General features: G+C 38.9%; 25 protein-coding genes and 1 pseudogene. 20 read left to right on the forward strand and 6 right to left on the reverse strand.

What is annotated here, in order from left to right; translation table 11 throughout:
* Window positions 1–266: 266 nt before the first annotated feature.
* The 11 genes and pseudogenes from RM549_RS18550 (at window position 267) to RM549_RS18595 (ending at window position 8104) form a co-directional block, all read left to right on the forward strand.
* Entirely contained in the window at window positions 267–1298 is a 1032-nt protein-coding gene (locus RM549_RS18550; protein WP_311687528.1) for a sodium:calcium antiporter, read from the forward strand.
* A gap of 46 nt (window positions 1299–1344) precedes the next feature.
* Window positions 1345–1698 (forward strand): SpoIIAA family protein, encoded by a 354-nt coding sequence (locus RM549_RS18555; RefSeq protein ID WP_311500648.1) that lies wholly within the window; start codon window positions 1345–1347, stop codon window positions 1696–1698.
* A gap of 30 nt (window positions 1699–1728) precedes the next feature.
* The gene (locus RM549_RS18560; protein ID WP_311500647.1) at window positions 1729–2355 is read left to right on the forward strand and encodes a cation diffusion facilitator family transporter; all 627 of its coding nucleotides are present in this window, start codon (window positions 1729–1731) and stop codon (window positions 2353–2355) included.
* Window positions 2356–2532: 177 nt separating this feature from the next.
* Complete coding sequence (locus RM549_RS18565; protein WP_311500646.1) at window positions 2533–3501, forward strand: arsenic resistance protein; 969 nt, start codon at window positions 2533–2535, stop codon at window positions 3499–3501.
* Window positions 3502–3617: 116 nt separating this feature from the next.
* A complete protein-coding gene (locus RM549_RS18570) occupies window positions 3618–4025 on the forward strand; it encodes an asparaginase domain-containing protein (protein WP_311687530.1) in 408 nt (135 codons plus the stop codon).
* A 163-nt stretch (window positions 4026–4188) separates the two neighbouring features.
* Window positions 4189–5022, forward strand: a complete 834-nt coding sequence (locus RM549_RS18575) for a helix-turn-helix domain-containing protein (RefSeq protein WP_311500644.1) — start codon at window positions 4189–4191, stop codon at window positions 5020–5022.
* Window positions 5023–5264: 242 nt separating this feature from the next.
* A pseudogene (locus RM549_RS19595) lies at window positions 5265–5777 on the forward strand (RteC domain-containing protein); the annotation flags it as partial.
* Window positions 5778–5881: 104 nt separating this feature from the next.
* Window positions 5882–6100: an RteC domain-containing protein gene (locus RM549_RS19600; protein ID WP_489752695.1), complete on the forward strand. Its 219-nt coding sequence runs from the start codon at window positions 5882–5884 to the stop codon at window positions 6098–6100.
* 317 nt (window positions 6101–6417) lie between these two features.
* A complete protein-coding gene (locus RM549_RS18585) occupies window positions 6418–6699 on the forward strand; it encodes a helix-turn-helix domain-containing protein (RefSeq protein ID WP_311500642.1) in 282 nt (93 codons plus the stop codon).
* Window positions 6700–6705: 6 nt separating this feature from the next.
* Window positions 6706–7458 (forward strand): hypothetical protein, encoded by a 753-nt coding sequence (locus RM549_RS18590; RefSeq protein WP_311500641.1) that lies wholly within the window; start codon window positions 6706–6708, stop codon window positions 7456–7458.
* Window positions 7442–8104 carry a P-loop NTPase family protein gene (locus RM549_RS18595; RefSeq protein WP_311500640.1) on the forward strand — a complete coding sequence of 221 codons (663 nt, stop codon included), beginning with the start codon at window positions 7442–7444 and terminating at the stop codon, window positions 8102–8104. Before RM549_RS18590 ends, RM549_RS18595 begins: the two co-directional genes overlap by 17 nt.
* Window positions 8105–8200: 96 nt before the next feature.
* Here the strand turns inward: RM549_RS18595 and RM549_RS18600 are convergent, their stop codons facing one another.
* On the reverse strand, window positions 8201–8848 hold the full coding sequence (locus RM549_RS18600) for an N-acetylmuramoyl-L-alanine amidase family protein (RefSeq protein ID WP_311500639.1): 648 nt from the start codon (window positions 8846–8848) through the stop codon (window positions 8201–8203).
* 188 nt (window positions 8849–9036) lie between these two features.
* Between RM549_RS18600 and RM549_RS18605 the strand changes: the two genes are divergently transcribed.
* From RM549_RS18605 to RM549_RS18645, 9 genes are read left to right on the forward strand one after another with little or no spacing between them, the layout of a single operon-like run.
* Window positions 9037–9324 carry a hypothetical protein gene (locus RM549_RS18605; RefSeq protein WP_311500638.1) on the forward strand — a complete coding sequence of 96 codons (288 nt, stop codon included), beginning with the start codon at window positions 9037–9039 and terminating at the stop codon, window positions 9322–9324.
* Window positions 9325–9609, forward strand: a complete 285-nt coding sequence (locus RM549_RS18610; protein WP_311500637.1) for a hypothetical protein — start codon at window positions 9325–9327, stop codon at window positions 9607–9609.
* Complete coding sequence (locus RM549_RS18615) at window positions 9596–11998, forward strand: TraG family conjugative transposon ATPase (protein WP_311500636.1); 2403 nt, start codon at window positions 9596–9598, stop codon at window positions 11996–11998. The genes RM549_RS18610 and RM549_RS18615 overlap by 14 nt, the downstream gene beginning before the upstream one ends.
* Window positions 11999–12003: 5 nt before the next feature.
* Window positions 12004–12573 carry a conjugal transfer protein gene (locus tag RM549_RS18620; protein ID WP_311500635.1) on the forward strand — a complete coding sequence of 190 codons (570 nt, stop codon included), beginning with the start codon at window positions 12004–12006 and terminating at the stop codon, window positions 12571–12573.
* Between the two features lie 2 nt (window positions 12574–12575).
* Window positions 12576–13418 (forward strand): hypothetical protein, encoded by an 843-nt coding sequence (locus tag RM549_RS18625; protein ID WP_311500634.1) that lies wholly within the window; start codon window positions 12576–12578, stop codon window positions 13416–13418.
* 10 nt (window positions 13419–13428) lie between these two features.
* Complete coding sequence (locus RM549_RS18630) at window positions 13429–14046, forward strand: conjugal transfer protein TraK (protein ID WP_311500633.1); 618 nt, start codon at window positions 13429–13431, stop codon at window positions 14044–14046.
* A 41-nt stretch (window positions 14047–14087) separates the two neighbouring features.
* Window positions 14088–15017: a conjugative transposon protein TraM gene (gene traM, locus RM549_RS18635; RefSeq protein ID WP_311500632.1), complete on the forward strand. Its 930-nt coding sequence runs from the start codon at window positions 14088–14090 to the stop codon at window positions 15015–15017.
* A gap of 31 nt (window positions 15018–15048) precedes the next feature.
* Window positions 15049–15882 carry a DUF4138 domain-containing protein gene (locus tag RM549_RS18640; protein WP_311500631.1) on the forward strand — a complete coding sequence of 278 codons (834 nt, stop codon included), beginning with the start codon at window positions 15049–15051 and terminating at the stop codon, window positions 15880–15882.
* A 7-nt stretch (window positions 15883–15889) separates the two neighbouring features.
* Window positions 15890–16255, forward strand: coding sequence for a hypothetical protein (locus RM549_RS18645; RefSeq protein WP_311500630.1), 366 nt, complete (start codon window positions 15890–15892; stop codon window positions 16253–16255).
* A 55-nt stretch (window positions 16256–16310) separates the two neighbouring features.
* Here the strand turns inward: RM549_RS18645 and RM549_RS18650 are convergent, their stop codons facing one another.
* The 5 genes from RM549_RS18650 to RM549_RS18670 form a co-directional block, all read right to left on the reverse strand.
* Entirely contained in the window at window positions 16311–17678 is a 1368-nt protein-coding gene (locus RM549_RS18650; protein ID WP_311500629.1) for an RNA-binding domain-containing protein, read from the reverse strand.
* A 36-nt stretch (window positions 17679–17714) separates the two neighbouring features.
* Window positions 17715–19298 (reverse strand): type IV secretory system conjugative DNA transfer family protein, encoded by a 1584-nt coding sequence (locus RM549_RS18655; protein WP_311500628.1) that lies wholly within the window; start codon window positions 19296–19298, stop codon window positions 17715–17717.
* A 9-nt stretch (window positions 19299–19307) separates the two neighbouring features.
* Window positions 19308–20339: a MobB family relaxase gene (gene mobB / locus RM549_RS18660; protein WP_311500627.1), complete on the reverse strand. Its 1032-nt coding sequence runs from the start codon at window positions 20337–20339 to the stop codon at window positions 19308–19310.
* Between the two features lie 11 nt (window positions 20340–20350).
* A complete protein-coding gene (locus RM549_RS18665) occupies window positions 20351–20731 on the reverse strand; it encodes a BfmA/BtgA family mobilization protein (RefSeq protein ID WP_311500626.1) in 381 nt (126 codons plus the stop codon).
* 454 nt (window positions 20732–21185) lie between these two features.
* On the reverse strand, window positions 21186–21371 hold a 186-nt coding region (locus tag RM549_RS18670; RefSeq protein ID WP_311687536.1), incomplete at its 5' end, for a JAB domain-containing protein.

Raw genomic sequence — 21371 nt, forward strand, 5'->3', positions numbered from 1 at the left:
GTTTGTATTAGCATTTTTATTTTTCTGGTTTGTTTTGAAAGACTTACAAGGCTAATTTTTCTTGGAATTTGTTTTTTAAAGTGTGGAAGAAGAGAAATAAAAAAAGGTTCTAACAGAAGTTTAGGAGAAAGTTCCTTTATCTTTTTATAAATTGAAATAATTTTCAATTTTTAATAGTTTAAGAAACTTGTCCGCAATAAAGGATGTTCATCAGCTAAAAAAACGAAATTTAATTTGAGAACTTAAAAAAATCTTTAAAAGCAGATATGAGTACATGGATATGGGCATTGGTTTTGCTTGCTGCTGTATGGGCAGCCCATTGGGGCGCTGAACATTTAGCCACCCCTTTAAAAAAACTAAGAAAACAATGGGGCTTCTCGGTCGCTGCCGGTGGAGCCTTAATAGGGGTGGCAGCGGCCAGCCCTGAGATAGGCATAAATATCACAAGTGCTATTACCGGGGTTAGTGACATTGGTCTGGGAACCATGTTCGGCTCGAATGTCATTGCCATTCCGCTTATGGTAATTACCGCCTATGTAGCGACCAGGTACCTCAAAAAGAAAAATGCAAAAGAGGCTCATAAAGAGCATCTTTCTGAACATCTGCTTAAAGTGGATCCCACCGCCGTCACCGTACAAGCCATTCCTTATCTGGTAATTATTGCAGTAGTTGCCGTACTAACTGTGCCCTCTCAATGGCGGGGACTACAACCTGTAGATGCCTGGATTATGTTGGGTATGTACTTAGTTTACTTAACGCAGGCCTTGTTTAGAGGAAAAAAAGAAAGCGAAAAGGTAACCTGGAAAAAGAAAGAGATATGGTTCGCAGTAGCAGGTGTGGCAGCTTTGGGCATAGGAGCTTTCTTCACAGTACGTGCCACAGAAAATATTGTTTCTGCCCTTGGAATATCTAAAATAGTCGGTGGTTTATTTATTACGGCACCTATGGCCGCACTGCCGGAAATCTTTGCCACCTGGAGCGTGGCTAAAAGTGGTCAAATAACTTCTGCCGTGACCAGTGTAATCGGAGATCATGCTGTAACACTCACTATAGCCTTTTTCCCACTTGCCATCGTGGGACTTCCGGTAAGTAATTTCCCGCTGTTTGCAACTGTTCTTAGTTTTGTTGGTTTAGTCGGTATTCTTTATGCCGCTTTCATTCATTGGGGAGGGAAAAGCAATGAACACGGATTTAAACGCTGGCAGGTCTTTACACTTTTCGTTCTCTTATTTGTTTATGTTGCGGTTGTCTTGTTTTGGGTGCTGAACATTTTTAGCAGTGGCCAAAGCAATATTTAAGCCTGTGAACCATTTGTTCCTATTAACCATTTGTTTTTTCAGAGATATGCTAAAGATTATAAATAATCCACAAAAGAACTTAATCGAAACAGTTGCCATAGCAAGGCTGACTGAAGCCGACTGGGTACGGGTAATTCCGGCATTGCAAGAAAGAATTGAGCAGTCAGGTAAAATCCACTGGTACTTTGAGATGCAGGATTTCCGGCAGGACTCCGCTAAAACCACTTGGAAAGATGCCGGGTTACATCAATTCCAGGACGCTTTCGAGCGGATTGCTGTTGTAGGGAGTAAAGAATGGCGTGGTTGGATGAGAGATCTTATGGCACCACTTTTTACCGCTGAAATAGGCTTTTTTGAGTCCATTTTTCAGGAGGAAGCTCATAAATGGATTAGAAGCTAATGGAACTTGATTCAATTATACATCAACATTATGAAAGATCAGCAAAGAGAAAAAAACCTAAAAACAGCCAAAAAAATTCAGGAATACAATGTAGGCTATGATATCATTGAAGTAGGTGTCTCACTATTTGCCGGCTTTACCTCGGGCAGCTCTGCCCTAATTGGTTGGGGGCTGGATAGTGTTGTGGAGGTTGTTTCGGCGAGCACCCTATGGTGGCGGTTAAATGGAGAATTAAAGGATATAGAGGAAGAACGGGTGAAAAAAAGGGAAAGGATCACCCTGTATGTAATTGCTACTTCTTTTCTGCTCGTCAGTATATTCATTACCTATGATTCCGTCACCAAATTTATTAGTAAGGAAGCCCCTGACTGGAGTACTCTGGGAATTATCATTTTGCTTATTTCACTAGTAGTAAACCCTATACTGATTTGGTATAAATACAGGTACGGCAAAAAACTGGATAGCCAGGAGTTGATAGCCGATTCTAAAGACACCTTTGTATGTCTTTATCAAACTGTAGCAGTACTCGCCGGTTTACTCGCAGTTCAGTATCTAGACTGGTGGTGGGCAGATCCTGTGGCTGCCCTTCTTATTGTTCCTTACGCACTGAAAGAAAGTTGGGAGGCTTTTAAAAATGGAAGAAAAATTTCAGCATAGAACTCAGTAAATTGCAAATTTCATATACTGGAATGGATTTATAACCTTTAAAAAAACCGGGAACTGATAAAATCAAAAGAAATTGCTGAACTAATAAATCATTGGGAACATTATGCCTTACTTTTTATGGGATAGGCACCATCGTAGGCGCAGGAATTTACACAGAATAATCAGTTAATGAACACATTAAATAAATTTCATACTTTCATAATAGCATTAGCGGTAGGTTTGGGCCTGCTTCTGGGTCAAATCGCAGTTATTAAAATAGTTTCAGAATACCTTATCGTCCCATTCCTGATGGTCATGCTTTTCGGGTTGTTTTTGAATATTCCTTTGAGGAACCTGCTTGCCAGCTTTTCCAATCTTAAATTCATATCAGCCAACCTGGTAATCAATTTCATCTGGACACCAATATTTGCTTATCTATTAGGGCTACTGCTGTTAAAGGAACATTTGAGCTTGTGGATAGGATTTGTTATGCTGATGGTAACCCCCTGTACAGACTGGTATTTGATCTTTACAGGAATAGCCAAAGGAAACACTTCTTTGGCCGCAGCTGTTTTGCCGATAAATTTGATCTTGCAATTGATCCTTCTCCCCGTTTACCTGCTGTTGTTTTTTGGGAAAACAGGCTCTGTGGACCCGGTAATTTTGTGGGAAAGTATTTTACTTGTTCTTTTCATTCCATTTCTATTCGCCCAGCTTATAAAATATTGGGGATCTAAACGGAGAAAAACGATACTGATGAAACAGAAGATCCTTCCCTTTTTTGAAACTGCACAAATCATTTTTTTGGCTTTGGCTATTGTCGCAATGTTTGCATCGCAGGGAGAATATCTTACTAATAATCTAAGCGTGCTTTATATTCTTCTCGTCCCAATCCTAATCTTTTTCATGGTGAACTTCCTGGTCAGCCGTTTTGGAAGTTATCTTTTGAAGTTTAATTATGAGGATTCAGCAAGTCTAAATTTGACGACTCTTGCCCGGAATTCACCTATATCGCTTGCCATTGCTCTGACGGCATTTCCTAATGATCCATTGATTTCTCTCGCGCTGGTAATTGGCCCCTTACTGGAACTGCCCATGTTGGCACTCGCATCTCAAGTGTTACTGCGAATAAGGAATGGTGGCAACAATCTATCTTAACTTGTGGTTGTTTGCCACAGGCAATTAGCTTCTCCTGGTCAAAAAAATCCTTATTCAGTATTTACTAAAGAATAAGTACCTTATCTTTAGTACGTAAAATCCCAAATCTTACAATTTTGATACATATACTTACAACAGGTGGCACCATCGAAGGGCTGGATTATGATCAAGAACAAAACACCGGGAAAATTTCACTAAGTAATTTTCTGGAAGCGGCGAATGTTTCATTTTCTTTTTCCATAGAAGAAGTTTTCCAGAAAGACAGCAGATCTATCACATTTGAAGACCGGGAGTATTTGGTAGAAAAAATCCAAACTTCAAAACCTTCAAAAATTTTAGTATCTCATGGTACTTTCACTATGGAAGAAACTGCAAAACATATAGCAGAACGAAAAATAAATAAAACGATAGTTCTCACCGGTTCCTTTATTCTGGGATCCTTTCAAAATACAGATGCTCCATTTAATTTAGGCTATGCAATATGTGCCTTACAAGTTTTAAGCCAGATGTTTATGTGGCTATGAACGGTAAGATTTTTCATTGGAGCAATGTTATCAAAAATTTAGAGACAAATAAATTTGAGCGTAAAGATGAGAAACAATGATGTTTGGCACCTCAATCCATTGGACAACTTTTTTTTACCTGTTGATTGACACCATTATTGTACTTATTGCTGTCATTCAAAATTTGAAACTGAAACGCCTGAGTCTAAGAAGGTATATAACTCTCGGATTGCTGTATATTGCTTATAACTTAACCGGGGGATTCCTGCCAACAGAAAGTTTTCCTGACCCAATAATTGTTCAATACATCATTACTTATGGCGTAGCAATAGCGCTATGTGTATACATAATTTATTATTTGTATAAGGACTATGATATTGAATTTTTAAAATTTGGTTCCACTATTCCCAATATTGCTATACTGATAGGTTGTAGTTTTATTCTGTTATTCTTAATTCCCTACTTCCTTACAAATTCTTTAGATTCAGCAAGGCTTCTTTTCACGATCCCAGTTTCAATTATAGCATTTATTTTTCTCGGCTTATTTTACAGAAGAATTTCAAACATCGACAATCAAAATTCATTTGTTTCTAAAAAAAATAGATTAGCCATCATAAGTATCTCTTGCATAGCCCTTTTGCCCATACTAACAGTTATAGGTGATTATCAATGGTTAACCTTCACCGTAATGAACCTGGCTTTCTATGCAATAACAGTTATTGAAGTAAATAGATTCCTTCGTTTTCTAAAGAATAAGCCTGAAGCCTTCGAAGTCTTTGCTTTTCAAAAAGTAGAAGGAAATGAAGCCCTGAAAAACAAAATAATCTATGGAGATCTGACAAGAAGGGAAGTTGAAATTGCATTATCCATTTTACGAGGATTATCCTATAAAGAAATTGCCAGAGATTTTTTCATAGCAGAAAGCACTGTTTCTAAACATGCCTCAAATATTTTTAAAAAAACTGCGGTCAAGAATAGAGGTCAATTTATATCCCGCTTCGAGCCAAAGAATAAATAGCTTCGGTACTGTATTGAACTTTTAATTCTTGTTCCGTAGGAAAATACGGACTTTTCCGTAATAAAATACGGCATCAATTACTGATAATAACGCTATTTGTAATTATCTTCAAGCAGGTTCTTTAGCTGTCATAAGAGTACCTCCCAATTTCCTTGTGATCATTCGTAGTCGATAGACTCGAATTGACTATCTAACCATTTATATAAAAAAGTGTATGATGCTTTACGGTAAAATTGTTACAGATGGATACAGAATTGCCCTCATACAAGCTATTGGAAGAACTGAAGGAAATCAAACTTCACAGTAAGAATATCCTTGAGCAATCCTATCGCTCTATTGAAGTCTGTCGTAACCTACTCATTACACTTAAAAGAGAAGTCATAGCTAAAGGCTTTGACTCAATTGAAGCCGAAATTGAATTCTTTAAAACGATAAAACAGGCTCCCCTTGTTCATTTAATTTATTTCTCAGAAGTCCATTCCTTTGAAATCCAGTTTCCAAAGGCGGATAAAAACTCCCAGCTTAAATTCATAAAAAAGAAAATTGGTAAGCTAAACCGTTTCTTTCTGTACAATTTAGATTTTGGGCAGTATGTCAATTCCGGGGCAACCCATTTCGACAAAGAATATTACACCCGGGATTATCTGGATAGCTTTCATATAACCACTTCAAAATTCTATTTTCAGGATCCGGATTTTTGTACGCCGAGGGATATGCTCTTAGGTAAATTCAAAGCCTACAATAAATTGGTTATTTATCTGGATGAACGAATGTCCAATCTTGAAAATAATCGTAATGGAAAAGAGGTAAAGCAGCATGCTACGAAAAAATACAGTGGCCTTTTACTAATTCAGATTGGGTGGAATTGGTTTATGCCCTATGGTATAATGGACTTCGGAACCAGAATGGCCTTAGCATCATCAAGGTTTCCCAAAAGCTTCAGGAAATTTTTGATTATACACCAAGGGATATCTACAAAACCAACCAGGACATCAAGGGCAGAAAAAATAGCAGAACGTTATTCCTTGATCAATTAGCGACTTCACTACTTTCCGAAATGGATAAGAGTGAAGAATAAAAATTTACATTTTTCAATCTTCCAAAATTGTTAAAAAAAGACCGTACTACGGTTGACCTACCGAAATCGGTATTTTATTCCAATCTTCATTTAATTTAATACTATTTGAAGATTTAGGTTTAAAATCTGTAGGATAAAAACAGCCAAAGTCCAACAAATTTCAAGATGTTAATTTTTGACCGTACTACGGTCGTACTGGGGAACAAATTCCAATAAACCTAATCAAATTTGTAGAACGAAAGTCAAACCTTGATAGGGGCTATCAATTAAAAAGATTTAACCATTTGATAGTCCCTTTCTTTAAAAACCGTTCTATTATGCCAACAAGTATTATTACCACCGACGATCTTCGGGAGTTCAAACTAGAATTGCTCGAGGAGATTAGAAATCTCATCACTAAACAGTCATCAGGAACTTTAAAGAAATATTTAAAATCTTCTGATGTGATGGATCTGCTCCAGGTAAGTCCGGGAACTCTTCAAAACTTAAGAATTAACGGCACCCTACCCTACACCAAAGTTGGAGGAATTATCTATTATGATGCCGAGGAAATCCAAAACGTGATGACCGCCAATCGGGTACAAAACAAATTTGAATAATTGATCATGAACTATATTAAGCAACTGAATGCGGCTTTTGAAAAGTTCTTTTTTGATGACCGTTTGAACCCGACCCATATTAGCCTGTATATGGCTTTATTCCATGAGTGGAACAGCAGCCGGTTTGCAAGTGAATTTTTCGTTAACCGCAGGGAACTAATGCGTGTGGCCAAAATCGGCTCAAAATCCACCTACCATCGGTGTATTGTTGAACTGGATAAGTGGGATTATCTCTCATATTTTCCGTCCAGCAATCCGTACAAAGGCAGTAAAATCAAGATGGCCATTATCGAGACAAGTGACGAACCAGATATGGGACAGTACAATCCCAAATTGGAACAGCTTGCGGAACGGTACCATCCCATACGTGAACCAGTAGTGTACCCACACCATCCCACCAATGGACAAGCTGTGTACCAACACCGTCCCGTGAGTGGACAAGCATTGGTATCTAATATAAACAATACTAAACAAGTAAACATTAATAAACAGCCAAAGGACAGGCAGGCTGTTTTATATTTTTTTAAAGAAAAAGGTTTTTCTGCCGATGAAGGAAAAAAATTCTTTGAGCACTACCAGGAAAGAGATTGGAAAACCAGCGATGAAAATGAGGTGAGGGATTGGCGGGCCTTAGCCATAAACTGGATGGATCGTGCTGAATTGTACGGCTCAGAAAACAGTCAAACGAAAAAAGGAGCGTCCCACAACAGGGACAACCTCAAAACCACTAAAATCAAAGACTATGGACAACCCCTCTAAAATAACAGAAGGCGGTGTGGAATATTCGCTGGGAAAGTTTGATGGTAAATCAGTGCTTTACGATTTTCCTAAAATCCTGGTGTACCTCAATGCAAAGGGAAAGCTTCTATTTGGAGAAAAATTCAAGATCTACGAGGAAGACCGAGATATTATACTAAAGTTGAGTTCTTACTTCATCAAAGACAAAAAGAGCTGCCAGAAGTCCGGTATTGATGTTGAAAAGGGCCTTTTGCTGTCTGGTCCCGTAGGATGTGGAAAAACCAGCCTAATGAAACTTCTCCGTCACCTTGTTCCTTTGCAAAGACCTTACGAGATGATTCCATGCCGCAACGTTGTTTTTAGCTTCAACCATCTTGGTTATAAAACCATCGAAGATTACGAAAACAATAAATTATTTTGCTTTGATGATTTAGGGGTAGAACCTCCCGGAAGGTTCTACGGAAAAGATTGTAATGTTATGGGAGAAGTGCTGTTATCGCGCCATGAACTTTTTCTTCAGACAAATCAAAAGGTTAAAACTCACGCCACAACAAACCTGAATGCCGAGGAACTGGAAGAACGTTACGGAAACAGAGTCCGAAGCCGAATGCGGGAATTATTCAATCTTGTTGCTTTTGAAGAGGGGGCTGGGGATAAAAGAAAGTAGTTCAAAGTCTCCAAGAATTATAAATTATTACCACTTCTGAAATAAATTGTCCAATAATTTCCTTAACGCACTTAGTTATTTCAATAAATACTTCTTTCATAATTCATCTTTTAAATAATTAATTACTTCTATTAAAATAGCTGATGCAATGGATTGCTTATTTAAAGGTTCTGAAATGTATTTCAACTCGTCCTTATTCGAAAAAAATCCCAACTCAACTAAAATGGCGGGAAAGAAATTACAGGATTCTCTAATTACTTGAAAATTCGCAAACTTCACACCCCTACTTTCAAACCCCAATTTCTTATTGAACCCAGCTTGCAATTGAAAGGCGAACCAAGTTGAATTATTAGAATGGTTTGATTCATCATTAGATACATATATCTCAATTCCTCTCGCCTTTGGATTATCCGAATAATTACAATGCAACGAAATAAACAAATCAGCTTTTAGAGCTTTAGCTAGCTTAGTTCTATCGGATAAGGAAATTAAGGTGTCATTGTACCTGGTTAAGTAAATGTCTAGTGGCTTATTCAAATTGTTATTTCGTTTCAATATCTCATTTGCGATATCCATAACAACATCTTTTTCCAGAATTCCATTTACCCCGATTGCGCCAGAATCTTTTCCACCGTGCCCCACATCAATAACAACTCGCTTTTGAGTTGCCAATTCCTGTCCAAAAATGAAGCACATTTTTAAGAGCAAAATCACAAAACTGACGTTTTTGAGCACTTTTTTCATTTTCAATTTTCTGGTTATCAACAGCTTGGACTCAAAATTTCATAGAATTTGATGTCAAATAATAGTAACTGAATTCAAACGAAACTAAATAATATTTTATTCACAATTATTTGATTTTCAGATATTTATAATCAAATATATGTATTTTTCCTATATCCAAATCAGTATAATTTTTAAAACCTTTTCTTATGAAAAAATCAAGCTATTTAGCAGCTATCTTCTCTTTTCTGTCTGCTACATCTTTTGCACAAATTGGAGGAATCGAAGAATCTGTAAACGACGTTTCCACTACCATCAGGACCGTCTTTCCAATCATCCTGGGGGTCATTTTTTTAGTTGGCTTTCTATTTAATGCCGGACATTTCTTTGGTGAGAATGCCGATTTAAAAAAGGGGATTACCCGCGTATTGGTCTTTGTCCTTATTGCAGGGGCGGTTGTAGGGATTTTTACCTATTTAATTTCAATCGTAGTTTAAATGAAAAGATTCGAGGTCTATAAAAATATCAGGAAACGGGCGGTCATTTTCGGGCTGCCCATATCCCTGTTTGCTATAATGATGGTATCCATTCTCGCTTCCCTATTGGTCATCATCTTCTCGTTCAGCTTCGGGATTATAATTGGCGTATTCGTCCTTAATTCAGCACTATATATCGCGCTGACCCGAATAACGAGCAACCCACAGCTTTTTCAGGTGGCCAAGGCCTTCCCAAAAATTATCAGTAACAAAAGAAACTCCGAAATCGATTATGAACAAGATTAACCTTTCATCATACAAACCCATCGCGGATATTCAGGACAATATCATTTTTGCCAACAATGGTAATGTGGTCTTGTGCTATGAAGGCAACCTGCCCGAAATATATTCTTTATCAGAAAAAGATTTTGAGGATATGCACGGGGCTTGGTTTCAGGCTCTAAAATCGTTGTCTGTTGGCACGGTGGTTCACAAACAGGATATTTATCTAAAGAAATCCTACGCTTCGGAGCAATTGGCCAATTCTACCTTTTTGGAAAAAGCGACCCACGATCATTTTAAAGGACGCGAGTATATGGAGCACCGCTGCCTCCTGTTCTTTATTCTGACCAAGAATAAAGCGCTCAACAATCCAAAATATGTCAATCCATTTCTTAAGATTTCCAAGAGTATTATCAGGGAACTTGACGATTCTGTGCAGCGCTTTATCGGTTCGGTAAGTGATTCTGTTTCCTTCATCAACAATAGTCGCAAAATGGAATTCCTTCCGCTTGAGGCGAAAGGAATTGAGCAACTGACCAATGGTTATTTCAATGGCTTCAACGAGGGTTTTGATACCGATATTCTTTTAGATAAGAAAAGCGTCAATATTGGAGAAAATTATTTTGATGCCCTGGCCATCAACAGCGAACTGTGCTTCGGCGAAAGTGTACAGAGTAGCAAGACCAATGAGAAATTCACTTCTGACGATTTCGTGTTTCATCAAGGGTTTATTGATGGGCTGGGGCTTACGCTTAACGAGAACCACATTGTTAACCAGATACTATATCTGGACGATAAACAGAAATGGCGTAAGCTGCTGGACAAAAAAGTTGAGGAACTGAACAAAAGTTCCAATTTCGGTTCTCAGAACAAGGTGGTACTCGGAAAAATCCAACATATCCTTGACCAGATCAATGCCGATGACAATGCCCGGATTATCCGTGGCCATTTGAACATCGTGTATTGGGACCGGGAGGCCCGAAACCTGGATAGAATTGCTTCCAAAATAAAAACCGAATTTAAGGAACTAGATATTATCCCCTATTATCCAAGGGGCGAAGAAAGAAAGAATTACATATTGAACAGCTACTGCTGTTTTTCTTCCAATTTCTCGAACAATGATTTATACGTGTCCGATTTGAAACACGCGCTTTGCCTGTTTATCAATAATACAAATTACAAATCGGATGCTACCGGGATCATCTTTAACGACCGGGAACATAACATCCCTGTTCTCAAAGATGTGTGGGATGAACACAAAAAACGAATCAAGGCAAGAAACTTTGCCATTTTTGCACCAACCGGTGAAGGCAAATCGTTTTTGGCCAATAATATTCTGCGCCAATACTTTGAAAGTGGCGTTAGGTTGGTGATTATCGATCTGGGCGGTTCCTACACCAAATTCGCAAAACTTTATCCTGAAAAATATACCGTACTCCGCTACGAGGGTGGGAAAAATTTAGGGATCAACCCTTTTTACATCAGCGATACAATAGACCTAACACCGGAACATTTGGAAGATTTATCGGTCTTTCTATTCGAGCTTTTTGCTTCTGATTTGAAAGTGACCAAGGCACAATCCGTATCTGTCAAGAAAATACTGCGTCATTATTACGATAGCACTGCGGAAAATCATTCGTTGGATGATTTCTACCATTTTATCGAACGCAAACAAAACGAACTTTTAGATCACCTTAAAATCCATCCTGACTACTTCAATGTTACGAATTTCTTGCACGTAATGTCTGAGTATGTTGGCGATGGTCTATACAGCTTCCTCTTTGAGATAAGCGAAGATCAGACCTATAAAATCGAAGACAAACGCCTTATTGTTTTTGAACTGGACGAAGTCAAGGATAACAAGGAAATCCTGTCCGTAATGCTCAAACTGATTAAATCGGCAATACAAAGGACGATTTGGAAAAATAAGGCGGAAAAAGGCATTATTTTGTTTGATGAGTTTGCCAAGCAATTGAAGTTTGAGAACGTATTGGAAAGTGTGGAATTCTATTATCAGGCCATCCGAAAACAGAACGGGGCTATTGGGATTATCCTCCAATCTATCAATCAACTTCCGAACAATTCCACTTCTGCGAGCATCTTAGAAAACACTCAGGTCATTTATAGCTTAAACAATGAAAAAGGCTATGCGGAATTGGTCAAAAGGCTCAACCTATCAAGCCACGACCTGAACCAGTTGAAATCCATCAAAAATAATCTTTCGGGACCTCGCAAGTACACCGAAATGTTCATCAAAATTGGCAAGGAAAGCAACATTTTCCGGCTTGAGGTTCCCAAAGAGGTCTATGCGGCTTACCTCACGGACGGTAGGGAAAATGATGAAATTATGATGTTCTACGCACAGCATCGGGATATGGAAAAAGCAATCAAGGAATATTCATCTAAAAATTAGAAACTATGAAAACAAAACTAGTAATACTCGCAATGGCACTTTTATTCAGCCTGAACATTAAAGCCCAAGGGATGCCCGTCTATGACAACACGAATTTCATAAGCTTGGTCAAATCTCTCGTGGAATCTGCAAAACAGACATCAAACCTCGTCAAGACCGTCAAATTTCTGAAAACTCAAAAGGAAAACCTTGAAAAGGTCAACAATGTGGTCAAACAGTTAAAAGCCGTCGGGGAAATAGGCCGGAACAATCAACGCCTGATCTATGTGATGCAAAATGATCTAAGGGATATTCTCGATTCCCCTTACATCAAACCAAACGAAATAGAACGGGTATCGGAATCATTCAATGCCATTGTTGAAAATTCCTTGGAAACAATGGACTTTATCGATCAGATCCTGTCCAACGATTATCTCAAAATGAGCGATGCCGACCGTGCCGATATTCTAAAGCAAAAGGAAATTGAATCAAAAGAGATGGTATCCAACATAACAGTTAGAACAAGGCGCTATCGCGACATCATTTCCTTCAGGAAAATGCAGGATAAAATCAATAACAGGGAAACAGAATTCTAATTATGACCGCGGCAATCATCTTAGGGATCGGGTTGGAATACGTCGATACCGTTTTCCAGACCATACAAAACAGCGACTTCTCGCAATATACCATTGGGGGAATGAAAACGCTTGCGGTACTTTTCTTTCTGATCAACATCCTCAAAAAATACAATGAGGGCGTTGCCAATATGGATGGCTATACCTGGGGATTGAGTCCGGGGGAACTGGTCAAAAATTTTGCAGTTGTGCTTTTGGTCATTTTTTCAACACAGGTGTTGGGCTTTTTTGATGGCATTCTTGTTTCTATCGAGGCACAATACAGAAACACGGCTCCCGCTTTACTGCCCTTGCAGATGCAGGATATACCCATTGAAGAGGATGTAAATCTAATTGATGCGGCAAAAAATGCAATGACCCTACTTTATGAAGCCTTGGTCACACCATTATTTGGCTTCAAGACATTCGCCTTTATTGGAAGCGTTATCCTATGGATTCTCGATTTATTCATTTATCCGCTGTTCTTGGCCGAACGTTTTTTTCTTTTGGGAATTATGCAGGCGTTTTTTCCACTGGTTATAAGCCTGGCCGTGTTTGAGAAATTTAGGTCATTGGCCTTTAACTTTTTCAAATTGTATGTTGCGGTCTATATGCTAGTGCCAGCCTTCTTTTTGGTCAATGTATTCGTCAATGCGCTTTATACCGAAATAAACACCAACTTTTGGACGAATTTGTTCGGAACGGATATCGGCAGCGGCTTTTTTGCCCCGGTTGTACAGCTTGGTTCGGTGGGGTTTATCGTCTTCCTAAAGTTTAAACTGTACCGGCGCGCTACATCATTTACCCTAAAATTATTTACTGCTTAAACCCGCTGAAATGAAAACACCTTATAAAAATATTTACGTTGTCCTTAGAATAAACCGGTTCATTGTCTTGGCCGTCGTCATCTGTTCCTTATTGTCCAGTTTTTTTGCCGTTTGGATGGTATTCGACATCAATAAAAAAGCCTTGAACAATGCTTTTGCCATCAATACCGATGGAAGTATCATTCCTTTGAAGCTCGTTACGCAAAAGGAAAATTTTAAAGTTGAAGCCTTGGCTCATTTAGAACTTTTTCACAATTATTTCTACAACATCGATGCAAGCAATTATGAAAAGAACTTAAAAAAGGCACTATGGCTTGGGAACAGTTCCGTTGACAACCTCTACCGTCAAAAAAAGGCCGATGGTGTCTATAATCGGTTGTTGCAATATTCATTAATCCAAAAGGTGCTCAGCATTGATTCCCAAATCCAAGAAAAGAATGGGACATACAGCTTTAGAACTGTTACCATTTTTGAAATCAACAGAGGATCGATTATCGATACGTACGAGTTGGTTTCCACCGGAAACCTTATTGCCGTTGATCGGAATTTCCCCAACAATCCACACGGATTATTGGTCACCAACTATTTCGAGAAATCCCTTAAAAAACTGAACAATGAAAATCCATAACCTGCCCGACGGTCAGACGGGTAATTAAAAAACCAATGATTATGAAGATAGAAAAGAAAAAAATAGTCTTTGCGGCCGTATTGGCCGTGATATTAATATTCCTGATTTCCTATTCCGTGATGGTAATAGGCGATGATGAAAGTGAGAACGAGAACCTTAAAGAAACATCGGTTCCAAAACTCGAAGAGGATCAAAAAGAATACGATTCCAAACTGGATGCCATCAATGATTTAAAGGAAGTACGTGAAACCAACGCACCAAGCATCTACGATGAAAAGCTGATTGATTCCCTGGGCTTTTATGATGTAGATTTACCTGAAAAAGAAAAGGAGCGCATTGTGGATAGTATTTACTCCGCAGGAAAAATTAAGTATTCCGAAAAAAATTATAAGAATATTGGCGTTACGAAAGCTGTTGCCAAAGTCGCAAATGTAGTTGACTCCGCAGAAATAAAAGCTGAACAAAAAATTGCTGCCAAGGAATTGGGACTGGAACATCAGTTGTTCTTTGCCTCTTATCCAAAGGAAAGTGATATTTCCATTTCCGGAACAACGGATGCCGTAATCTATGCGGCCGTGGATGGTGATCAAGTGGTCAAGGTCAATTCTCGTTTGCGGATGCGCCTGACCAAAGCCGCTACCATTAATAGCAAACAGATTGCAAAAAACACTCCAATCTACGGTTTTATCAGTTTTCAACCCAATCGGGTGTTGATTGAAATCGAGAATATCGAACACCATCCCACAAAGTTGAAAGCCTTCGACCTACAGGACGGTAGTGATGGCATATATGTGGAAAACAACTTTCGGGCAGAGGTCACCAACGAAGTTGTAGGTGATATGGTGGACGACATTAATATTGCCGGCTTACCACAGGTAAGCGGTTTCAAAAAGATATTTCAGCGCAACCACCGGAACGTAAAGGTTACCGTGCTCAACAATTACAAATTAATCCTAAAACCTAAATTATGAGTCCATAACGGGCATTTAAAAACTCACTCCTATGAAAAATTTTATTCTTATCTCAATATTTTTATTTGGTACTACTTTTACCAAGGCGCAAACGCCCATTATACTCGATACGATTTATGCTAATGACCAAAAGAACGTTGCATTATTCTTCCCACAACCCATCCGCCAAGGAATTACGGGATCTGAAAATTTTGTGTTTACCTATAATCGCGAGAAAGAACAGTATTTCGGGTTGCTCCAGGCAAAGCCGGGAATGGAAAGTAATCTTCTGGTGGTCAATAGAAATGGTTCAGTTTTTTCGTATATTGTAAAGTATAAGAAACAGCTTGATAGGCTAAATTATTTTATACCGAAGTCTAAAAGTATCGGTAATGAAAAGCCCATTGTTGCTGATTCGGCAAAAGTAAATGAGTCTAATAAAGAGTTAGGAAATGAGGTCTATTACTACCAAAAATTCAGTTCCTATCTACTTGATCGAAAACAACGGATTGGCCGAATAAAAAAACGGAACGAGGGCATCGTTTTGAGCATTGAAAATATTGTTTTTGACAAGGATGAGCTTTACTTTGTAATCCAGATTGAAAATAAATCTACCTTGGATTACGATCTGAATTTCTTAAAATTCTCGGTTGAAACGAGACAAAAAGGTAAAAGGAAATCATTGCAACGCCTTTATCACGAGCCAATTTTCAAGTATAATTCGCCCTCCAAAGTAGCAGAAAACGAAACCGTAAGATTGGTTTATGTGCTGCCAAAGTTTTCGATAAGCAATGACCGCAGGACGGTATTAGAGCTTAACGAAAAGAACGGGGAAAGGAACTTAAAACTAAAAATATTGCGTAGATTTATCAACAACCCTAATTAACATCGTTATGAAAAGAATAGCCGTTTTTTTGTCCGTAGTATTTTTTCTGTCTTGTGCAGGAAAACAGGATTTATCCCCCTCAGAAACTGCCAAAATCGTAGCCGAAAGTTTTTATCACGGTGATAAGACAACTTTAAAGGAATATACAACAGCATCTGGATATGCAAATCTTTCCAGTATACAAGAAATGTTTACTGAGGATAAAGATTCTGAATCCAATTTTCAGATAGTGGATAAAAAAACCGAAGGCGAGGTAGCCTGGGTTAAATATTCAACATCGTATGACCCGAAACCAGGTGTTTTTAAAATGGTCAAGGAAGATGCCCAATGGAAGGTCACCCATAATGGACCAAGGGATAAGGGACCGTTTTAAGTCAATTATCCATTGATCTTATAGGCAGGCAATATGAAAATAAGTTTTAATTATTTTAATCCCTTGCAACATTAACTTGCCAATAGCCTCTCGTCCCTTCCTTGCGTTCTAAAAATCCTTTATCCTTTATGGTGTTAATGTGCTTACCCACAGCAGATTCGTTGATACCCAGAGCTTCGGCTATTTCATTATAGGTAATGCCATTATTAGCTGCAATAAGCCTTAAAACTTCTTTTTGCCTTGTGGTAAGTTTTGGATTTTTATCAATTGCACTACCTATTTCACTACTTATTACACCACCTATTACACCACCTTCTTTAGCTTCAACTTGGGCACTATCTTTTACAGCATCTTCTTTAGTTGCAAATGTCATTCTTAGGAAGTTATCTGAAAAAATAAAATTCTCTTTTCCATAATGTTCCAAAATACGGGGAATGCCTGATCCCAATTGCTCCACCAGTTCCAAATCTTTGAAAATACGCATCAACTCCTTGTTTCTTGGTACTGAAAAACCTTCAAAAAATTCCTGTTTGCTTAGGCCTTCCGGTAGGCCGCCTGCCGAGGTGATTTCTATTCTGTCCGTAAATATCTCAAACTTTGGGGTAATTTCATTGGTGTAATTGTTGTGCACAAAGGCATTAATGATGGCTTCGCGCAAGGCAATAGGATTCCAAACGTTTGACTGCTGCCGTTCTTTTGCCGTGATTTTTGTGTTGGTTCTGTTCTCGACCGTAATTTTATCAATTACTTGTTTCGTAGCTTTTACCAGACATTCGTGGCCGTATTCATTGCTTTCTATCAGGTCGGTTCGATTGGTTCCTGAATATTTGGCGACTTTAATGGAAGTATTGTTTTTGTCGGCCAAAAGATAGGCGGCATAGTTGAAATCGCCATCATCTGTTAACAGTTCGAGATTTTTCGCAAAAGCTTTTCCCAGTTTATAACCGGATTCCTCGTAGTAAATTTTTAATTGGCCAAAACTCAAATCTTGTCGTCCGGCTTTGATCTTGCTTATGGAATCTCGGGTACGTTTGGCAAAGAGCTCGTCTATCATTTTTTGGGGCATCGGTTCCGCCGCCGAACCCAAACGGATAAAACAGCCCTTTTCCGACATCCCGTATTTTTTGAGGTGGTAGGGTTTTTCCGGGCCACTCGCTACAATAATCTTTAAGATGTCTTTTCCCTCTCTTTCTTCACTCACGATATCGAATAGTCCCAGAGCGGAAGGCCGGATGTTGTTCTTTATCTTGTCTTTTATTTTTAGCTGGTCACCATCGGCATCTGCCAAGCCGTATGTTCTGCCATTTTTGTCAATGCCGATATATAAAATTCCACCTTCACGATAATTCAGAAAAGCGACAACCTCTTTTTCCAATCCATCGGATAGTTCTCGTTGATATTCTATACGGTTGGTTTCGGTCATAAAAATCCTGATTTTAAGCCATAAAGATACTTATAATTAATTTTTAAATATAGACTTCGCCTCCGCATAAACCCGCTCAAAATTAGCCTCTAAATCAGCCAGGGTAATTTGCTTTGATTCCTCGGGAAGCGCTCTCTGAATCTTTTGTAATTTAAACTGTACCTTTTTATCCTTCCCATCGGCATAGGTGATAAACTCACCCTGTTTTAAGCGAAAGAAAACATCTGCCCTAATTTTTGGAATTTCCTTTTCTCCGGTGGTTATTCGGGTATCAAAATCAAGGTTATGACCACGACTCACGCTTTTGGTAGGGTCTTTAATAATCTCAAAAAAGCGTTCGTAATATTTGGCGGTGTCCGGGTCGTTGACCTTCCCAAAAAATTGATAGGAAAGATTGCTCAATATCGCCTTACTTGCTTTATCGCCGTACATCATGTCATTCTGGATCTTGTCCTGCATCACGTAAATAGTCGCTATATCATAACTCCGCAGCGTTGCCGGAATGCGGTGCATATTCAATAATCGAATAGTCGGCGCTTCCTCCATCAATAGGAACGATGGCTTGGAGTTCCGCACGCTCATTTGTTTTGTAATGGTATGGATAATTGTAGCGATTACAGGCGAATACGAAGTCTCAAACTTGGGATTATTCACTACAGAAAGCAAGCACGGATTTTCTGAATTATTAATATTGAGCGGCACTTCGTCTGCGGACAATGCCATAAAGATGCGTTGGGTGCTAATTCGCTTTAGCGCATTAGCCAAGGTACTTTTTACACCGGCGGTTTGTCGTTCCGAATCTTTCCCACTTATAAAAGCGTCTGCCATTGCCCGGGAAGTGGTATTGGTTTCCAAAAACTGGATAAGGCTGTCCGTGTCCAGATACTGATAAATGGCAATCAAATGGGGAAGAGTACAATATTCGGGATAGGATGTTTTCAGTTTCCATATCAAACCTCCAATCAATCCTTCCGCGGCATCATTAAAAAATTTGGTAGTTCCGCTCGTTCCGAATTCCCGTTGCTCTAATAGGTTTTCTATCAACACCCGGGAAACCTCGTTTACACTTTCCTCGTTATCTAAATAGCGTGGGGCAATGGGATTTACCCTGTGGATGATCTTATCAAAGGAAATGACCTTAAAAGGGATATTGCCATCCCTGAAGAGCGGATAGGCCATTTCGGTCAGCTCAAAATCTTTGTAGTCGTGAATGATCCCACAAAAGCCTTCTTTCTGGAAATGCTTTAAAAATCCATAAACCACGCTTTCGGTCTTCCCGCTTCCGGCAGATCCTATGATGGATGCCCCACGTTTTACATTTTCCAGTTTAAAGTTTCCTTTGGTTGTTGCAAAATTGACCCGATACTTGCGGTCGTCATTTTTGGGTACCTCGGTTTTGTGCAGAAAAACATAAAACCCTGTATTAATTAGCATCAGCGGACAAACCAGAACCAATGAAATTAAAATCAGTTCACTGCTGCCCGATTGATAGAACACCAAAGCCACGATCAAAGCCATATTTAAAATAAATGCATAACGCGTCATTCTGTACAGCATATAAAATAGCGTACTGCTTAAACCAATAATTAAAAGTGTAGTTGTAAGGTTGTCCAGTTGCATAACAAAGATTTAGATTCCGATGGAACTTGATTTGATTGCCACATCCACACCCTTACGCAGCTTATTGAAAATCTTTAGGGCAAGCTGTGCCTGATTGGTCGGTATGCTTGGTATTATCGGGATGTCCGTTTCCCGCATAAGTTTGAAAGCGATTGCCTTTCCATTGATGGGCAATTTCATCAACGATGCAAAATAGGTTTTAGGGTTTTTGATAAAATCCTTCCGGGCCTTGTAGGTTTCCGCAAAGTTCCGTTGGTAGCCAAAAGTCCTGTCAAAGGTCTTTTCTGCCTGGTCAAAAAACTGATCACGGTCAAAACCCCGTTTTACATTTTTACCGTGCATCTCGACTTCCGAGGCCTTATGCTTGCTGCCCGGTGAAAGGCTGAAGGTATTGGATGCATCCTTCCGGCTTACGATGATATGGATATGACTTTGGTTTCCTGCCTTTGGCATCCCCTGGACAATTCGTTTACCGTCTTGTTGGTGGGGAGCTTGGCGTTCCAAATTGGCGACTTCCCGTTCTCTTTTCTTAATGCTTCCTTCCATCGAGCCGTTTTCAATACTTCGGATTTCATTTTTCAGTTGAAGTATTTTGGTGGCAAAGGGTTGGTTTTCCCTAATCTGCCAATCCGTTCCCTTGAAGGTTCGTTGGTGTTCGATCTTTGCATAATATTTTATGTCATCAATAGTTACCGACCGGCCATTGATTTCCCGGTTGAAGGAATTGACGTAATCTTTCATCAACTCGCGGGTGTAATTTTTCAGATCTTCGCTGCTGTTCTGTAACCTGTTCAATTCATATTTGGAAGGGCTGACCGTAATCGAATAGAATTTCGGTTCGGTCTTTTTGAGTTTGGTACCATTTCCATCAATCTCTTTTACCACTTCCTCGGCCAAAATCCCTTCGCCGTATTGATTAAAAAAATGCTCCATATTTTTTTGTTCCAAACCTTGATTTTCTTTTTCCAAATAGCCAACAAAATCTGCCGAACTTTGGGAGTAATTCCCGCCTAATTTTTGAGGTGTGATCGTGATATACATAGCTCAAAATTTTACAGTTCGTTATTGAGATTTTGTTTTTCGCGGAAACGTACTTCTTTCTTTTCCTCCACAAATTTCTTCTCCAAGATCAGGGGTTTCCTTTTCGGTTCTTCGGTCTGAAAAAGGGATTCGATCATTGCCACGGTGGGTTTGGTTTGCGTCTTTTCCATATCCCTCATTATGGCGATTACCGCATTGATCCGTTTTTTTAGATTGGCCTCGATTGTCCTCCCGGTCGGGCCCAACCTTTCCCGTGGGGAGATCTCGTTGTAGAAGAAAAAATCGAGCATCGTGACCATTGCCTCGGTATGCGACTTGAAGTGTGCCTTTGAAAATTCCTGGAAACGTTTCGCCGTTTCCTTTTTGAATCTAATACCGATAAATGAGTCCATAATTCGCCGATTTGTCGCAAATCCTTCCCTAAAAATGGGCGTTCGCAGGGCATTTGTCGCAAATTGTAGAAGGTCGAAAATTTTAAAATTTTACAAATTACTGAATATCAGTTATTTGAAAATAAAAAGGAGTGCTTAACATCGCATCGCGTGTTACCCTCTTGCTATTCCTTTTCGTCCGCCCCAGCGGACAAAATTTTCATACAATTTGACTAAAGTCAATTGCAAATTTTGAAGATCAAAAATCCTCATTCGTAAATTATAGATGGATATAGTTACCAGCGAAAGTCAAAAAATAGGATAACTATAAAATTTAATTGTGCTGAATTTCAGCGTTCTAAATATACAATTTTTAAGTACACAACAATCAAATTTGATTTCGTTTTTGAAGTTTAGAACAACAAAAAAGACCCGGTTCGAACCAGGTCTTATAGAAAAATATAGTGCAAAAAATTTACAACAAACCTTCATCGGCAAAACTGAAAAATTCACCGTCAGGAGTAATTATAAGATGATCAAGGACTTTAATATCAAATAAGCCGGCAGCATTTTTAATCTTTTCAGTCAGTCTCTTATCTGCTTCACTAGGTCTTAAAGTTCCCGATGGATGGTTATGGGAATTATGTAAAGCTTTACATAA

The sequence above is a fragment of the Autumnicola patrickiae genome (genome assembly GCF_031846525.1).
GTDB classification, from domain to species: Bacteria; Bacteroidota; Bacteroidia; order Flavobacteriales; family Flavobacteriaceae; genus Autumnicola; species Autumnicola patrickiae.

What these genes read in the sequence shown, in the direction of transcription:
- RM549_RS18550 (WP_311687528.1), top strand. Translation starts at nt 267, where the DNA reads ATGAGTACATGGATATGGGCATTGGTTTTGCTTGCTGCTGTATGGGCA.
- RM549_RS18555 (WP_311500648.1), top strand. Translation starts at nt 1,345, where the DNA reads ATGCTAAAGATTATAAATAATCCACAAAAGAACTTAATCGAAACAGTT.
- RM549_RS18560 (WP_311500647.1), top strand. Translation starts at nt 1,729, where the DNA reads ATGAAAGATCAGCAAAGAGAAAAAAACCTAAAAACAGCCAAAAAAATT.
- RM549_RS18565 (WP_311500646.1), top strand. Translation starts at nt 2,533, where the DNA reads ATGAACACATTAAATAAATTTCATACTTTCATAATAGCATTAGCGGTA.
- RM549_RS18585 (WP_311500642.1), top strand. Translation starts at nt 6,418, where the DNA reads ATGCCAACAAGTATTATTACCACCGACGATCTTCGGGAGTTCAAACTA.
- RM549_RS18590 (WP_311500641.1), top strand. Translation starts at nt 6,706, where the DNA reads ATGAACTATATTAAGCAACTGAATGCGGCTTTTGAAAAGTTCTTTTTT.
- RM549_RS18595 (WP_311500640.1), top strand. Translation starts at nt 7,442, where the DNA reads ATGGACAACCCCTCTAAAATAACAGAAGGCGGTGTGGAATATTCGCTG.
- RM549_RS18600 (WP_311500639.1), bottom strand. Translation starts at nt 8,848, where the DNA reads ATGAAAAAAGTGCTCAAAAACGTCAGTTTTGTGATTTTGCTCTTAAAA.
- RM549_RS18605 (WP_311500638.1), top strand. Translation starts at nt 9,037, where the DNA reads ATGAAAAAATCAAGCTATTTAGCAGCTATCTTCTCTTTTCTGTCTGCT.
- RM549_RS18610 (WP_311500637.1), top strand. Translation starts at nt 9,325, where the DNA reads ATGAAAAGATTCGAGGTCTATAAAAATATCAGGAAACGGGCGGTCATT.
- RM549_RS18615 (WP_311500636.1), top strand. Translation starts at nt 9,596, where the DNA reads ATGAACAAGATTAACCTTTCATCATACAAACCCATCGCGGATATTCAG.
- RM549_RS18620 (WP_311500635.1), top strand. Translation starts at nt 12,004, where the DNA reads ATGAAAACAAAACTAGTAATACTCGCAATGGCACTTTTATTCAGCCTG.
- RM549_RS18625 (WP_311500634.1), top strand. Translation starts at nt 12,576, where the DNA reads ATGACCGCGGCAATCATCTTAGGGATCGGGTTGGAATACGTCGATACC.
- RM549_RS18630 (WP_311500633.1), top strand. Translation starts at nt 13,429, where the DNA reads ATGAAAACACCTTATAAAAATATTTACGTTGTCCTTAGAATAAACCGG.
- traM (WP_311500632.1), top strand. Translation starts at nt 14,088, where the DNA reads ATGAAGATAGAAAAGAAAAAAATAGTCTTTGCGGCCGTATTGGCCGTG.
- RM549_RS18640 (WP_311500631.1), top strand. Translation starts at nt 15,049, where the DNA reads ATGAAAAATTTTATTCTTATCTCAATATTTTTATTTGGTACTACTTTT.
- RM549_RS18645 (WP_311500630.1), top strand. Translation starts at nt 15,890, where the DNA reads ATGAAAAGAATAGCCGTTTTTTTGTCCGTAGTATTTTTTCTGTCTTGT.
- RM549_RS18650 (WP_311500629.1), bottom strand. Translation starts at nt 17,678, where the DNA reads ATGACCGAAACCAACCGTATAGAATATCAACGAGAACTATCCGATGGA.
- RM549_RS18655 (WP_311500628.1), bottom strand. Translation starts at nt 19,298, where the DNA reads ATGCAACTGGACAACCTTACAACTACACTTTTAATTATTGGTTTAAGC.
- mobB (WP_311500627.1), bottom strand. Translation starts at nt 20,339, where the DNA reads ATGTATATCACGATCACACCTCAAAAATTAGGCGGGAATTACTCCCAA.
- RM549_RS18665 (WP_311500626.1), bottom strand. Translation starts at nt 20,731, where the DNA reads ATGGACTCATTTATCGGTATTAGATTCAAAAAGGAAACGGCGAAACGT.